Here is a 13795-nt window from a genome sequence, read left to right as displayed (position 1 = left end):
GCGCCCTGGTTCGGTCGCCGGGAGCTGTCCCGGGTGCAGGGGATGCTGGCGGCGTTCGACGGCTGGGTGCGGGCGAGCCGGGCGGAGGGGCTGCGGCTGGTGGCCGTGGAGCAGCCGGTGCAGCTCGGCGAGCAGCTCGCGCTGCTCATCGACGGGGCCGCGGCCCGCACCCGGGTCCTCAACGCCGACGCCTTCCCCACCGCCGCCGCCATCGCCGCCGTCCTCATCGACAACGCCATCCCCGCCACCGCCGGCGATGACCGGCGACGGGAGGAAGTGCCGAGTTGACTCGGCACGCGCTGCCGATCGGGCGGCTGCACCTGCTGCAGAACCGGGCGGGGAGGCGGCGAGCCCGAGGGCTCAGGAGCTCGAGGCCGTCATCCCGGCACAGGGCGCTGACGGGCCGCCGGTTCGAACGGACGGCTGATCGCATAGGTACGCACCCCAACGAGCCGGACGGACGCTGGAGGGAAGGAAGGACCAGCGATGAGCAGCTGGGCTCGAAACAGCGGAAGGACGTAGGAGGACCTGGCCGGGCAAATCATCACCACGATCGCGCGAGGCATCCGGACCGGGCTCTTCGCGGTCCGGATGCGTCGCTGCGGCTTGCAACGCCAGTAGATCACCCTGGGACTGGCCGACGGCCTCGCCCACGCGGAGATCGCCAGCCGCCTCGACCGCCCGACCTCGACCGTCACACGGGAGATCATGCGCAGCGGCGGCCCCACCGCTACAGCGCCGACCGCGCCCAGCACGCGCCCTCCGGCCGGGAAGTCATCGCGACCAGCCCGTGTTCCCCCGGTGAGTGCTCACCGCCCGCCGGACACGACCGATCCGTGCGGCCTGGACACGTCGATGATCGCCGGAGACGCGATGTACCCGCTGTTCACCGGTAGCGTCCAGGGCGCCACCGGTGAACAGGCAGCGGAGGTGCTGCGGGGGATGAACGCGCTGCCGTGCCGTGGCTGGAGGCCATCGACGTCAGCCACGCGGCCGTGCACCTGGGCTCGGAGGAGTCCTGGTACGTCACCGGGATCACCGCGACATCCTCGTCGCCGATCAGGCCGCCCCGTTCAAGCTCCTGGGCGTCCGCGACGGTGGGCAGGCGGGCGTCGCACGTCCAGGCGTCGAGCTGGCGCTGCCGGAGACGAGCGGGTCCCTCGCTCCTCGGGCACCGTCAGGGTCTGCCCGAGGGGTGTTTGAGGAAGGACAGACGTCATTTCCCGGAGCTTGCCGCGTCGAGACCGGCGAGGTAGTTGCCCATGTCGAGCTCCACCTCGCTGCGGCTCTGCAAGCCGTCCTTGATCGCCTGGCCGAGGCGCCGCAGGGCACCCTCGCGGGCCACCGAGCGCCAGAACTCGTCCAGCGCGGCGGGCATCAGTGAGTAGTCGGCGAGAGTGACCTCGTCCACATGATGCTTGGTCTCGGCGAGCGCGGATTTGTCGAACGAGGCGATGCGGTCGGCGATGGTGTCGACGAACTCGTCGATCTCCGCCTCCGGCACGGCGCGGTTGACGTAGCCGTAGCGCTCGGCGAGCTCACCGTTGAAGTCGTTGCTGGCCAGCAGGATCTCGAGGGCCCGGCCGCGGCCGATGAGGTAGGGCAGGCGGTGCATCGGGCCGCCCCCCGGCACGAGACCCAGGCCCACCTCGAGCTGGGCGAGCACCGCGCGCTCGTGGCTGGCGAACCGCATGTCGCAGGCGAGAACGAACTCGCTGCCCGCGCCGCGGGCCCGGCCCTGGACCTTCGCGATGGAGACGACCGGCGCCCTGCTCAGCCGCGCCAGCGCGTCGAGCCAGGGGTGCATGCCGGTCGGTCCATCGGTCGGCATCGAGATGGTGTCCGCCGGGTCCCAGGTGATGTCGTAGTGCGCCAGGAAGAAGTCGGGGTCGGCACTGTCGAACACGACTACCCGGCTGCGGGGTCTGGGTGGACACGGTCCTCTTCTCTAGGTAGGATTCTAGGTTCTGTTTTTAAACATAGCTTCTGAGTATTACTTTGCAACGCAGCTGGATGTGGGGATGACCGCATTTCCGACAGCGGACACGCCGGTGCCGGTGCTTCAGTGCTGACACGCCCCCGTGGTCTCACATCTGATGTCGAGTCTCAGGCCGGTGGCCGGCTGCGCAGTGCCGTGTCGGCGACTTCCTGGAGGTCGCCCTCGTCGACGGCCCGCTGGAAGCGTTCCTCGAGGCGTAGGCGTGCGTCGTTCCGCCACTCGATCAGCGCGTCACGTGCGGGGAGGCCGAGGTCGCCGGACACCAGTGAGCCCTGGACGCCCAGGCATCCGGAAGGGCAGTCGGTGCGGGTGGTGGCCTGGACCGTGCCGTTGAGGAGTGCGGTGGCCACCACCTGGGCTGTGGTTGTTGCCGAAGGCCGCCGCCGTGGCCTTCCCCGCTTCGGACCAGAGCAGCTTCATCCTCGGCGCCAACATCTACGTCGACGGCGGCGAGAACCAACTCTGACCGGGTGTGGTGCCACATGGCACCACTCCTGAGCCATGATCGCTTGTGTTGGCACCATCTTGATGCCATGATGGCACCATGGACTTGACCACCTACGTGAGCAACCTCGGGCGCGAGTTCGCCACGCTCGCCGAAGCCGGCGGTGACGAGACGCGTGCGTTGGTCGAGCGCCTGAGCGGGTCGCTCGAGTCGGCGATCCGGATGACGCTGCTGGACGCGCTGTCCGCCGCCGCGGACGAGATCACCCGGGACCTGGCCCCGGGTTCGGTGGAGCTGCGCCTGCGCGGGCGCGACCCGCACTTCGTCGTGACCGCATCGCCGGCCGAGCCGGTCGGGGGCGCGGCCGAGGCCGATCCGGCACCGGCGGACGGCGGTCCCCTGATCCCCGAGGACGGCCCGAGCTCGCGGATCAACGTGCGCCTCCCGGAGCAGCTCAAGGCCGCGGTCGAGGAGGCCGCCACCAGGGAGGGCCGCTCGGTCAACGCCTGGCTGGTCCGTGCGGCGTCGGTCGCCGTGGCGCGCTCCGAAGGCGACCAGCGCCCCGAGCAGCGCGGCAGCGGCAGGCGGGGCCAGCAGCGCCTCACCGGCTGGGTGCGCTGACCGCACCGCTTTCCACCACTTCACGTCCCCGACCTGCGGGGACGCATCACCGACCCACGATGAGGGGACAGCCATGCCCGATTTCGAGACACCCGAACCGATTTCCGTGACGCTCGAGCTGGGCGTCGGCAATGTGCGGATCACCGCGAGCGACCGGGCCGACACCACCGTCGACGTGCGCCCGAGCGACGAGTCCGACGAGTCCGACGTGGAGGCTGCCCGCCGCGTCCGCGTCGACTACACGAACGGCCGCCTCCAGGTCACAGGACCGAAAGCGCGCGCTTTCGACTTCTCCCGCAAGACCAGGTCGGTGGAGGTGTCCATCGGCCTGCCCACCGGTTCGCAGGTGTCCGGTGAGGTGCAGGTGGGGGACCTCAGCGGCACGGGCCGGCTCGGGGAGTTCAGCTTCAAGACCTCCGCCGGGAACGCCCGGCTCGAGCGGACCGGTCCGTTGCGGGTGGACACCGCGGCCGGTCACGTCACCGCGGACGGCGTGGCGGGCGACGCCGAGATCCACACCGGCTCCGGGAAGATCCGCATCGGCGAGACCGAGGGCTCCGTGGCCGTCAAGAACTCCAACGGCGACACCACGATCGCCGCAGCCACCGGCGCCGTACGGGTGCGCTCGGCGAACGGCGACATCTCCGTCGACCGGGCCGGCGCGGGTGTCGACGCGAAGACGTCCAACGGCAGCATCCGCCTCGGCGAGGTGGCCCGTGGCTCGGTCGAGCTCGCGACCGCGATGGGCGACCTGGAAATCGGCATCGCCGAGGGCACCGCCGCCCGGCTGGACGTGAACACCGAGTTCGGGCAGGTGCACAACCTGCTGGAGAGCACCACCGGCCCCGAGGAGTCCGACGAGACCGTCGAGGTGCGCGCACGCACCTCGTTCGGCGGCATCACGATCCGACGGTCCTGATCCACGTCCGCCACCACCACGAAAGGAATCCGATGACTCGCACTGTTCCCATCCCGGACGGCCTCCCCATGGAGCGCGACGCTGGCCCCTTCGACCCGCCGCGCCAGATCACCCTGCTGCGCGAGGCTCGCCCCGTCAGTCCCATGGTCTTCCCCGACGGTCACCAGGGCTGGCTCGTCACCGGCTACGACGCGGTGCGCCGGCTCATGGCCGACACCCGGTTCAGCTCGCGGCAGGACATCGGCATTCTCCACATTCCCTACGAGACCCCCGGCATGCCCGCCGCCACCGAACCGTCCCCGCAGCCGCCGGGCATGTTCATCGCCATGGACCCGCCGGACCACACCAGGCTGCGGCGCAAGCTCACCGGCGCGTTCACCGTCAAACGCATGAAGCAGCTCGAAGAACACATCATCGACATCGTCGAGCGGCAGTTGGACGAACTGGCGCGCCTCACACCGCCGGTCGATCTGGTCAGGGAGTTCGCGCTCCCGGTGCCATCGCTGGTGATCTGCGAACTGCTCGGCGTCCCCTACGCGGACCGGGAGAACTTCCAGGCCAACTCGGCGAAGTTCCTGGTCAGGGACCAGAAGCTCGAGGAGAAGATCGCCGCGTACACCGAACTGAGCACGTACCTCTCCGAACTGGTCACGCGCAAACGCGCCGTCCCCGGCGAGGACATCCTGTCCGACCTGGCCCGCCATGACGACCTCACCATCGAGGAACTGACCGGCATCGCCTTCCTGCTGCTGCTCGCGGGCCACGAGACCACCGCCAACATGCTGGCACTGGGCACGTTCGCGCTCCTGGAGCACCCCGAGCAGCTGGCCGAACTGCGTGCCGACCCGGATCTGCTGCCCGATGCCGTCGAGGAGCTCCTGCGCTATCTGTCCATCGCCGACATCTTCTTCCGCTATGCGACGGAGGACATCGAACTCGGCGGCGAGACCATCCCCGAGGGATCGACCGTCATCGTCTCGCTGCTGGCGGCCAACCGCGACCCGTTGCGCTTCGACAACCCCGACACGCTGGACGTCCACCGCAAGGCCCGCGGTCACCTCTCCTTCGGCCACGGCATCCACCAGTGCCTCGGCCAGCAACTGGCCCGCATCGAGATGCGCGCCGGTTTCGCGGGACTGCTGCGTCGTTTCCCGACCCTCGAGCTCGCCGTCCCCGCAGGCGAGGTGAAGCTCAAGACCGACATGAACATCTACGGCGTCCACGAACTGCCGGTCACCTGGACGGAAACGGCTCCGTAGAACCGTCGGGCGAGCATCCGGCCGGCGGCGGATGGCCCCGCGTCAGCGGCCGGCGTGCTCGGCGATCAGTGCCGTGGCCTCGTCGGCCCGTTCGATGGTGGCGAGGTGGGCGCCCTCGAGCACTTCCAGCCGGGCACCCGGGATGGCGTCGGCGATCGTGCGGGCGTGGGGTTCGACGGGGGTGGACAGGTCGGCGGAGCCGGCGATCACGAGCGTGGGCGCGGAGATCGCGGGCAGCCGGTCGCGGTGGTCCCAGACCTCCAGCGCCTGGCAGCTGGCCAGGTAGCCCTCGTCCGAGGTGCCGGCGACCATCGCCGCCGCCTCCGCGACGACGTCCGGGTGCTCCGCCGCCCAGTCCGGCGTGAACCACCGCGAGACGACCGTGGGGGCGATCGGGGCCGTGCCGCCGTCGGCGACGGCCTTGATCCGCTCCGCCCACACCGACGAGTCCGGGAAGTGCGACGACGTGCAGCACAGGGTGAGGCTGGTGATGCGCTCCGGGGCCTCGGAGCCCAGGTACATGCCCACCATCCCGCCGAGTGACAGGCCGCACCAGGCCACCTGCTCCAGGCCCAGGTCGTCGAGCAGCGCGATGACGTCACCGGCGAGGTCGGCCACCCGGTACGGGCCCGGTGGCACCGGTGATCCGCCGTGGCCGCGGTGGTCGACGCGGATCACCCGGAACCGCTCGGTGAGGAGCGCCACCTGGGGTCGCCACATCTCCAGCGTCGAGCCGAGCGATCCCGACAGCACGAGGACCGGCGCGTCGCGCGGGCCCTCGTCGGTGTGGTGCAACCGCACCGGGCCGTCCTCCGTCATGACTCTCCCGATCCGACGGTGCGCATCGAGCGCAGCGTCTCCAGCTCGGTGGTGCTCGGCGCGGCCGTGATCATGAGGTCCGCCGACACCTCCAGCGGCCAGCCCGTCTCCGCCCGCACCTGCTCGACCGTGACGCCGTGGTGCAGCGCGGTGAGCACGAGCTCCGAGGTGTCCGGGTCGGGTTCCAGGACGCCGAGGTCCGTGATCACCCGGACCGGTCCCGCTCCGCGCAGCCCGAGGATCTGCCGGTCCAGGGGACCGCTCCCGTGCCCCACGGACGTCACGAAGTCCACCTGCTCGACGAAGGCGCGCATCCGGTGGCGCATCACCACGATCACCTCTCGGCAGGATGCCGCGATCTCGGGCGCGCCGCCCGAGCCCGGCAGCCGTACGGCCGGCTCGTCGTACTCGCCGATCACGGTGGTGTTGATGTTGGCGAAGCGGTCGATCTGGGCTCCGGACAGGAAGCCGATGTCGATCCGGCCGGGCTGCAGCCAGTAGTTGAAGATCTCCGGCACGCTGACGACGGAGAGGGCCGACTCGGCGAGGATGCCGTCGCCGATCGAGAGCGGCAGCTCGTCGGGCCGGGTGTCCAGAGTGCCCGACTCGTAGATCAGCACGAGGTGGGGCGCGTGCAGGCGCCGCGCCAGGTTGGCCGCCGTGGACGGCAGCCCGATCCCCACGAAGCACGCCTGCCCGTCGCGCAGGGATCGAGCAGCCGCGATGCTCATCATCTCGTCGGCGGACCAGCGGGTGGTGGGCTCCGACTCGGTCACCGGATCGGTCGTGCCGGTCATGCCGCCTCCTCGAGGGTGGTCAGCCAGCGGGTGAACGCCTCCCGGTCGCGGCTGATCGCGTCCCATCTGCGGTAGGCGGCGTTGTCGCGGTCGTAGTACCCGTGCGCGTACGACGGGGCCGCCCCGCGGGGTGCCACGGCCACCGCGTCGAGCACCCAGCCCGGGAGGACGACCGCCCCCGGCACCGGCGTCAGCTCGTCGACGATCTCCTCGACGGTGACGAGCGAGCGCCGGGCTGCGAGCACCGCCTCCTTCTGCACCCCGGTGATCCCCCACAGCTGGACGTTTCCGGCCCGGTCGGCCCGCTGGGCGTGCACGACCGTGACGTCCGGGTTGAGCGCGGCCACGGCGGCGAGCCGCTCCCCGGTGAACGGGCACTCCACGGTGGAGATGGTGGAGGTGTGGAGGGGCAGGTCGGTGCCGGCATAGCCGCGGAGCACCGCGAACGGCAGCCCGGATGCGCCCGCGACGTAACGGTTGGCCATGCCCGCGTGGCTGTGTTCCTCGATCTCCAGCGGGGCGGGCCACCCGGTGGCGAGGGCGTCGCGCATCCGGTGCAGCGAGCCGACGCCAGGGTTGCCACCCCAGGAGAACACGAGTTTGGCGGCGCAGCCTGCGCCGATCAGCTGGTCGTAGATCAGGTCGGGCGTCATCCGGACGAGGGTGAGGCCGCGCCGCCCCTGCCGGATGATCTCGTGCCCTGCGGCGAACGGGATGAGGTGGGTGAAGCCCTCAAGCGCGACGGTGTCCCCGTCATGCACAAGCTCGGACACCGCCTGCGGCAACGACACGATCTTGGCCACGTGGGAACGCTAGTGCGCGCGGCCAGGCCCGGCAATCGATGACGGCCGACCGTCCCCCCTGGTGATCAGGATCGGATCGTTCGGAAGGTCAGGTAGGGGCGCCCGTACGGACGTACGGCTTTATGCTGCTCGGGGGGAGGACGCGTGCGAGGACTGGGTGAACTCGAGGCTGCGGTCATGGACGTGCTGTGGTCGTCACCGGAGCCGCCCCACCGCGTGCGCGACGTCCTGGAGGAGCTGACACCGCAGCGCAAACTGGCCTACACCACGGTCATGACCGTCCTCGACAACCTGCACCGCAAGGGATGGGTACAGCGCGAGATGGACGGCCGCGCCTACCGCTACCGCCCCAGCGCCACCCGTGAAGAGGTCACCGCCCGCGCGCTGCGCGACCTGCTGGACGCCTCCGGCGACGTCGAGACCGTGTTGCTGCACTTCGCCCGCTCGGTGTCCGAGCGGGAGTCCGCCGTGCTGCGCGATGCGCTCGGCGAGCCGCCGGACGGCATGGGCGGGCGATGACGATCACCCGCCCGGCTGGGTGCTCGCGAATCGCATCCGCCCTGGCCATCGCACTTTTGTGAGATCCGGGTGACATCTGGCGAGGCGACCGTCACGAACTGCAGCGCCCGGTTCGTCACGGTGCGATGGTGACGGCGTGGTCACTCTTCATGACACCGTTCCCGCTCTCAGCGCGCGCTTCCCGCTGCCGACCCGGCCGGTGAACCGGCTCGGTTTCGGCACGATGCGCCTTCTCACCGGACCTGGTATCTGGGGTCCACCGGCCGATCCCGACGCCGCCGTCGCCGTGGTGCGCCGCGCGGCCGACCTCGGCGTCGATCTGTTCGACACCGCCGACTCCTACGGTCCCGAGATCGCCGAGGAGCTCGTGCGCCGGGCGCTGCACCCCTACGACGGCATCACCGTCGCCACCAAGGCGGGCTTCCTGCGTACCGGTCCCGGCAAGTGGTTCCCGAGCGGTCGCCCGGAGTACCTGCGCCAGCAGTGCGAGCTGAGCCTGCGCCGGCTGGGCGTCGACCGGATCGACCTGTTCCAGCTGCACCGCGTCGACCCGTGGGTGCCCGCCGACGAGCAGTTCGGCCTGCTCGCCGAGCTGCAGGCGGAGGGCAAGGTCGCCGCGGTCGGCCTCTCGGAGGTGGACGTCGACCAGATCGAACGCGCCACCTCGATCGTCGACGTCGCGACGGTGCAGAACCGCTACAACGTCCTCGACCGCAAGTACGACGCGGTGCTGCGCTACTGCACCGAGCTCGGCATCGGCTTCATCCCGTGGGCGCCCATCAGCGCGGGAAAGCTGGCGGAGCCCGGTGGCCCGGTCGCCGACATCGCCGCCCGGCTCGGCGCCACCGCGTCGCAGGTGTCGCTGGCGTGGCTGCTGCAGCGCTCGTCGGTGATGCTGCCGATCCCGGGCACCAGCAGCGTGGAGCACCTGGAGGAGAACGTCCGCGCGGGCGAGCTGCAGCTGGACCAGGAGTCCGTCCAGCGGCTCGACGCCGCCGCCGCCTGACCCACCACCCCGCGAGTCGCCGATTTCCCGTCCGCGAGTCGCCCCGAATCAGCCCGCGAGTCGCCCGGTTTCCTAGCCGCGGCCGGTGACCTCTCCGTTCCGGTGCGCGCGGTCGACCCGCTCTGCGCTGCGGGTGATGTTGCGGATCATGCCTCCGAACACGATGCCGTGGAACGGAGCCACCGACCACCAGTACAGATGCCCGGTCAACCCGCGGGGGATGAACACCGCCCGCTGCCCGTACCGCGAACCGCCCGGTTGCGGCGACACCGTCATCTCGAGCCACGCGCGGCCGGGGACCTTCATCTCCGCGCGCAGCCGCAGCGTCCGGCCGCCCGCGTCGTCGCGTAGCTGCTCGACGCGCCACCAGTCCAGCGCGTCCCCGGTCTGCAGACGGTCGGGATCACGTCGGCCGCGGCGCAGGCCGACCCCGCCGACGAGCCGGTCCATCCACCCGCGCACCGCCCAGGCGAGCGGGAAGGAGTACCAGCCTCGTTCGCCGCCGATCCCCGTGACGACCGCCCACAGCGCGTCGGGATCGGCCGTGCTGCTCTGCTCCCGTTCGTCCAGGTAGACACTTCCCCCGGACCACTGCGGGTCGGTGGGCAGCGGATCGGACGCCATGTCGGCCACGGCCGCGTCCGACCACCGGGTCTCGACGTCACCGCCGCTGATCTTCGTCAACGCGAGCTGGACGGCCCGGTCGTACCCGGTGCGGCCCCCGGGCGGCTCGGGCACGTACTCGAGGATGTCCTGCTCGGAACACACGACCTCGTGCACGAGCGACTCGATGAGCGGCGCTGCGATGGTCTTCGGTACCGGGGTCACGATGTTCACCCAGTGCGCCGACAGGCGTGGGGTCAGCACCGGTACCGGGACGATGCGCCGCCACGGCAGCCCGGCCACCGCCGCATAGCGCTGCATCATGTCGAGGTAGGTGAGCACCTCCGGGCCGCCGAGGTCGAACGTCCGGTTCACCTCGGGCGGCAGCGTGGCCGCGCCGATGAGGAAGTGCAGGACGTCGCGAACCGCGATCGGCTGGATCCGGTTGCGCACCCACCGCGGCGTGACCATGACCGGGAGACGTTCGGTCAGGTAGCGCAGCATCTCGAAGCTCGCCGAACCGGAGCCGAGGATCACCGCTGTTTGCAGCACTGCGGTCGGGACGCCGCAGCGCAGGAGGATCTCACCCACCTCGGTGCGGGAGGCCAGGTGCTCCGACAGTCCGCCCTCAGGATGCAGTCCACCGAGGTAGACGATGCGTCGCACGCCCGCCTCGCGCGCGGCCTGCCCGGTGATGAGTGCGATGCGACGGTCGGTGGCGGCGAAGTCCCGGTCGGACAGCGAGTGCACCAGGAAGTAGAGGACGTCGACGCCCTCGCAGGCCGCGCGCATGCTCGCCGGATCGAGAAGGTCTCCGCGCATGATCTCCGCGCGGTGCGCCCACGGGACGTCCCGGAGCTTCTCCGGGTCGCGCACCAGGCAGCGGACGGTGCCCGCGCCGGCGTCGATCAGCCGGGCGGCCAGCCGGCCGCCGATGTAGCCGGTGGAACCCGTGACGAGGTATCGCACCCTCCGATGCTCCTGGTGGGCGGGGCCGCCCGCCACTCGACGACCCGTTTGCGAGCTTTCCGCCGATGATCACCACGGGGCGTCGGGCCGTGATAAACATCCGCCGCGGAGTCTGTGGATCTTGGGAGGCCGGCGCGGTGGTGGTGGATGCGGCGGTGCTCGCCGACGCGCTGGCAACCGGACGCGAGCTCGATCTCGAGGGCGCTTCGCTGTCGGCCACCACCCTCGCGGCCGTCCTCACGGGGTCCACGGCGTCGGGCGCACCTGCGCTGACGCTGCGGCGGGCCACCATCACCGGCGTTCTCCGGCTCACCGGCGCCGAGATCGGTGTTCCCGTCGAGCTGCGTTCCTGCGTGTTCGCGCAGGCTCCCGACCTGCGGATGGCGCAGTTCACCGGCCTCGCACTCACGGGCTGCAGGCTGCCGGGGCTCCGGGCAGGCAACCTGCGGGTGGCCGCCGATTTGCTGCTCGACGACGGGTTCACCTCGCACGGACCGGTGCACCTCGCCGATGCGCAGATCGGTGGGTCGCTGCGGCTGTCCGGCGGACGGCTGCGGGGAGCCGGGGGCAGGGCGCTGATCGCCGACCGCATCGTCGTGGACGGCACGTTGTACGCACGGCGGTTGCGCAGCAGCGGCGAGATCCGGCTACCGGGTGCGCGCATCACGGGCAACCTCGACCTCAGCGGGGCCGATCTGAACAGCCCGACCGGCGACGCGCTCGACGCCACCGGGATCACCGTCGGAGGCAGCCTTCTCGCCGGTCGGCACGACGCCGGGCCGGACGTCGCGTTCTGCGCGGCGGGCCGGCTCATGCTGGCCGGGGCCCGGGTCGGTGGCGACCTCATCTTCTCCGGGGCGCGCATCGAGCGTGGCTCCGCGGCCATGTCCGTCGAATCGGAACCGGAGCCGGGGGAAAGCCGGTTGCCGGTGGTCCCCGGCGGGATCGTGGACGGCACGGCGTGCCTGGTGGCCGACCGCGTCCGCGTGGAGGGCAACCTCGAGCTCGACGACGGGGTGCACACCGACGGCACGGTGCGCCTGCCCAACGCCGTCGTCGGCGGCTACCTGCGGCTCTCCGGCGCCCGGCTGGTCGGCCCGATGGGCGCGACAGGGCGGGGGATCGCCCTGCTCGGCGACGGGATGGACGTCAGCGGCGACCTCGAGGGCCGCGACAACGGGCGCGGTCCCCTCCGGTGCGCCGGTCAGCTGCGGCTCGTGGACGCCCACGTCCGCGGGAGCGCGAGCCTCACGGGGATCGTGCTGTCCACGCCGCGCGGGTACGCGCTGCTGGCCGACCGGCTGCGGATCGGCGGCGAGTTCTACCTCCGCCGCCTGCAGTGCAAGGGCACGGTTCGGCTGCAGAACGCCGAGATCGGGGCGACGCTCGACTGCACCGGGGCTCACCTGGAGCAACCTCGGTTGCGGCCCAACGGGGATGCCCGGCCCTCCCTGGATCTCCGCGCGGCGACCGTCGGGAAGGACGTCGTCTGTTCGGAAGGTTTCGTGGCCGCCGGCGGCGTCCGCCTCCGGCGGATGGAGGCGCGCAAGTCGGTGCAGTTCGTCGACGTGACGCTGGGAACGTCGGAGTCACCGGAACCGTCGGATTCGCAGGAGGCGGCGGAGCCGGACAGGGTCCGCTATGCCCTCAACGCCTACGGACTCGTCACCGGCGAACTCGTCGTGCGCCCGGCCCGGCCGCCCGGTGCGAGCGTGCGTCTGGCGCAGGCTCAGGTCGGCACCTTCGAAGATTGCCCAGAGTTATGGAGGGCCGTTGGTGGCATCGATCTGGACGGTTTTGATTACCAAAAACTGAATGACACACATGTGATTGACATCCGAAAGCGGCTAAGCTGGCTCAAACAGGTGATACCCGACTACGCACCGGGACCATACGACCAGATGGCGGCCGCGTACCGGCGCGCAGGCGACGAGGCGGCCTCCGAGCGCGTCCTCATGGAGATGCAGAGCCGGCACTACGCCGAGGCGGGCGTCGCGGGACGGATCTGGGGAGTGCTCCAGCGCTGGACGGTCGGATTCGGCTATCAGCCCTGGTTGGCGGTCTGCTGGCTCGCGCTCTTCGCCGTGCTCGGCGGCGCCTGGTTCGCCACGCACGTGCCGCCGCCGGTCGACAACGGACAGAACCCCGTCTTCAACCCCTGGATCTTCGCGATCGACACGCTCCTCCCGATCGTGAACCTCGGGCAGGACGGGTACTGGCGATTGGACGGCGCCTCCCAATGGATAGCGAGTTTGTTGATCGCCCTGGGGTGGATCCTCGCCACAACGGCTGCAGCGGGCGCTGCCCGAATGCTCAAGCGGGTCTGAAGGGGGACCAGATCCACCCGAACGGGCGGAATCGAGCCGTAGAGCAGTAACGGTCGCTCCGAACCCGTTTCCACGCCCGAGTGTCCCCGTTGTGGGTGTAAGTGCGCAGATAGAACCGCTGAAGGCAGCACCATGGACGGCGCACAGGAAGACGATGGAGGTGACGCGTGTCCCCAGCGACCCGCTACTCGACGACCGACGACGACTGGACCCCGGCCACGGGTAGGCATGCGTTCGACGAGGACGCGGAGCTGACACCGATCTTTCACGCGCTCACGCGTGGTGGGTGGCGCCGTCGCCAACACGAGCCCGCGGCCCCGGCCGTCCGGCCGGCCCAGGCTGCTCCGCCCCCGCCGCCCCGCCCTGATCCGGTCGACGCGTTCCGACGTGACCCACTGACCGCGCCGATCCCGGTGCAGGCCCTCACCCCGGCCCCGTCCATCCCGAACTCGCGGGTCTCGGGCACCGGAGCACATGTCGCCGTACCGGCTGCGCGTCACGAACTGATCGACGAGGGACGGCACCACCACCGACGCGAGGCGTACAGCTCCCGCTGGTGACGTCCCCGCACGTTCGACGTGCAGGGATTGGACGGCCGCTGGGGAGTGGCCGTGCACGACGGCAGTACTGCACCCACTGCACTGCACTACTGCCCTGACGAGGGCCGGGGCCGCGCTGGAACCTCGGCGCCGCGGCCCCGGCCCTCAGC

The 13795-nt window shown here is 70.9% G+C and carries 13 protein-coding genes and 1 pseudogene; 8 read left to right on the top strand and 6 right to left on the bottom strand.

From position 1 onward, the window contains the following. Window positions 1-288, top strand: a pseudogene (locus HF577_RS37720) (hypothetical protein); the annotation flags it as partial. A gap of 928 nt (window positions 289-1216) precedes the next feature. On the opposite strand, the gene HF577_RS32835 reads toward HF577_RS37720, so the two are convergent. Both HF577_RS32835 and HF577_RS32830 read right to left on the bottom strand, forming a co-directional pair. Then, complete coding sequence (locus HF577_RS32835; protein ID WP_169399890.1) at window positions 1217-1906, bottom strand: enoyl-CoA hydratase/isomerase family protein; 690 nt, start codon at window positions 1904-1906, stop codon at window positions 1217-1219. Between the two features lie 200 nt (window positions 1907-2106). After that, the gene (locus tag HF577_RS32830) at window positions 2107-2349 is read right to left on the bottom strand and encodes a hypothetical protein (protein WP_211175214.1); all 243 of its coding nucleotides are present in this window, start codon (window positions 2347-2349) and stop codon (window positions 2107-2109) included. Between the two features lie 194 nt (window positions 2350-2543). On the opposite strand from HF577_RS32830, the gene HF577_RS32820 reads away from it, so the two are divergent. The 3 genes from HF577_RS32820 to HF577_RS32810 all read left to right on the top strand — a co-directional run bounded on the left by HF577_RS32820 (window position 2544) and on the right by HF577_RS32810 (window position 5243). Next, window positions 2544-3065, top strand: a complete 522-nt coding sequence (locus HF577_RS32820; protein ID WP_169399889.1) for a toxin-antitoxin system HicB family antitoxin — start codon at window positions 2544-2546, stop codon at window positions 3063-3065. 73 nt (window positions 3066-3138) lie between these two features. After that, complete coding sequence (locus HF577_RS32815) at window positions 3139-3984, top strand: DUF4097 family beta strand repeat-containing protein (protein ID WP_169399888.1); 846 nt, start codon at window positions 3139-3141, stop codon at window positions 3982-3984. Window positions 3985-4016: 32 nt separating this feature from the next. Then, a complete protein-coding gene (locus tag HF577_RS32810; RefSeq protein ID WP_169399887.1) occupies window positions 4017-5243 on the top strand; it encodes a cytochrome P450 in 1227 nt (408 codons plus the stop codon). A gap of 42 nt (window positions 5244-5285) precedes the next feature. Here HF577_RS32810 and pcaD read toward each other — a convergent pair whose 3' ends face one another. From pcaD to HF577_RS32795, 3 genes are read right to left on the bottom strand one after another with little or no spacing between them, the layout of a single operon-like run. Next, entirely contained in the window at window positions 5286-6062 is a 777-nt protein-coding gene (gene pcaD / locus HF577_RS32805) for a 3-oxoadipate enol-lactonase (protein ID WP_169399886.1), read from the bottom strand. Further along, window positions 6059-6859: a CoA-transferase subunit beta gene (locus HF577_RS32800; protein WP_169399885.1), complete on the bottom strand. Its 801-nt coding sequence runs from the start codon at window positions 6857-6859 to the stop codon at window positions 6059-6061. Before HF577_RS32800 ends, pcaD begins: the two co-directional genes overlap by 4 nt. Further along, window positions 6856-7662 (bottom strand): CoA transferase subunit A, encoded by an 807-nt coding sequence (locus tag HF577_RS32795; protein ID WP_169399884.1) that lies wholly within the window; start codon window positions 7660-7662, stop codon window positions 6856-6858. The genes HF577_RS32800 and HF577_RS32795 overlap by 4 nt, the downstream gene beginning before the upstream one ends. 144 nt (window positions 7663-7806) lie before the next feature. On the opposite strand from HF577_RS32795, the gene HF577_RS32790 reads away from it, so the two are divergent. Together HF577_RS32790 and HF577_RS32785 are read left to right on the top strand one after the other, a co-directional pair. Then, complete coding sequence (locus tag HF577_RS32790; RefSeq protein ID WP_169399883.1) at window positions 7807-8181, top strand: BlaI/MecI/CopY family transcriptional regulator; 375 nt, start codon at window positions 7807-7809, stop codon at window positions 8179-8181. 184 nt (window positions 8182-8365) lie between these two features. Next, complete coding sequence (locus tag HF577_RS32785) at window positions 8366-9187, top strand: aldo/keto reductase (RefSeq protein WP_281359923.1); 822 nt, start codon at window positions 8366-8368, stop codon at window positions 9185-9187. A gap of 72 nt (window positions 9188-9259) precedes the next feature. Here the strand turns inward: HF577_RS32785 and HF577_RS32780 are convergent, their stop codons facing one another. Beyond that, the gene (locus tag HF577_RS32780) at window positions 9260-10759 is read right to left on the bottom strand and encodes an SDR family oxidoreductase (protein WP_169399882.1); all 1500 of its coding nucleotides are present in this window, start codon (window positions 10757-10759) and stop codon (window positions 9260-9262) included. Between the two features lie 137 nt (window positions 10760-10896). Here HF577_RS32780 and HF577_RS32775 point away from each other — a divergent pair, with 137 nt between their 5' ends. Both HF577_RS32775 and HF577_RS32770 read left to right on the top strand, forming a co-directional pair. Then, window positions 10897-13086, top strand: coding sequence for a hypothetical protein (locus HF577_RS32775; RefSeq protein WP_312859539.1), 2190 nt, complete (start codon window positions 10897-10899; stop codon window positions 13084-13086). Window positions 13087-13253: 167 nt separating this feature from the next. Then, window positions 13254-13646 (top strand): hypothetical protein, encoded by a 393-nt coding sequence (locus tag HF577_RS32770; protein WP_169399881.1) that lies wholly within the window; start codon window positions 13254-13256, stop codon window positions 13644-13646. The last annotated feature ends 149 nt before the right edge of the window (window positions 13647-13795 follow it).

The organism is Pseudonocardia xinjiangensis, assembly GCF_012911925.1.
In the GTDB taxonomy this organism is placed as follows: domain Bacteria; phylum Actinomycetota; class Actinomycetes; order Mycobacteriales; family Pseudonocardiaceae; genus Pseudonocardia; species Pseudonocardia xinjiangensis.
The sequence above is the reverse complement of the archived record's forward strand: the minus strand, read 5'-3'. Positions and strand labels throughout refer to the sequence as shown.

Bases quoted from the DNA above. Each gene is read 5' to 3' on its own strand.
- pcaD (WP_169399886.1), bottom strand. From the start codon at position 6,062: ATGACGGAGGACGGCCCGGTGCGGTTGCACCACACCGACGAGGGCCCG.
- HF577_RS32810 (WP_169399887.1), top strand. From the start codon at position 4,017: ATGACTCGCACTGTTCCCATCCCGGACGGCCTCCCCATGGAGCGCGAC.
- HF577_RS32820 (WP_169399889.1), top strand. From the start codon at position 2,544: ATGGACTTGACCACCTACGTGAGCAACCTCGGGCGCGAGTTCGCCACG.
- HF577_RS32800 (WP_169399885.1), bottom strand. From the start codon at position 6,859: ATGACCGGCACGACCGATCCGGTGACCGAGTCGGAGCCCACCACCCGC.
- HF577_RS32815 (WP_169399888.1), top strand. From the start codon at position 3,139: ATGCCCGATTTCGAGACACCCGAACCGATTTCCGTGACGCTCGAGCTG.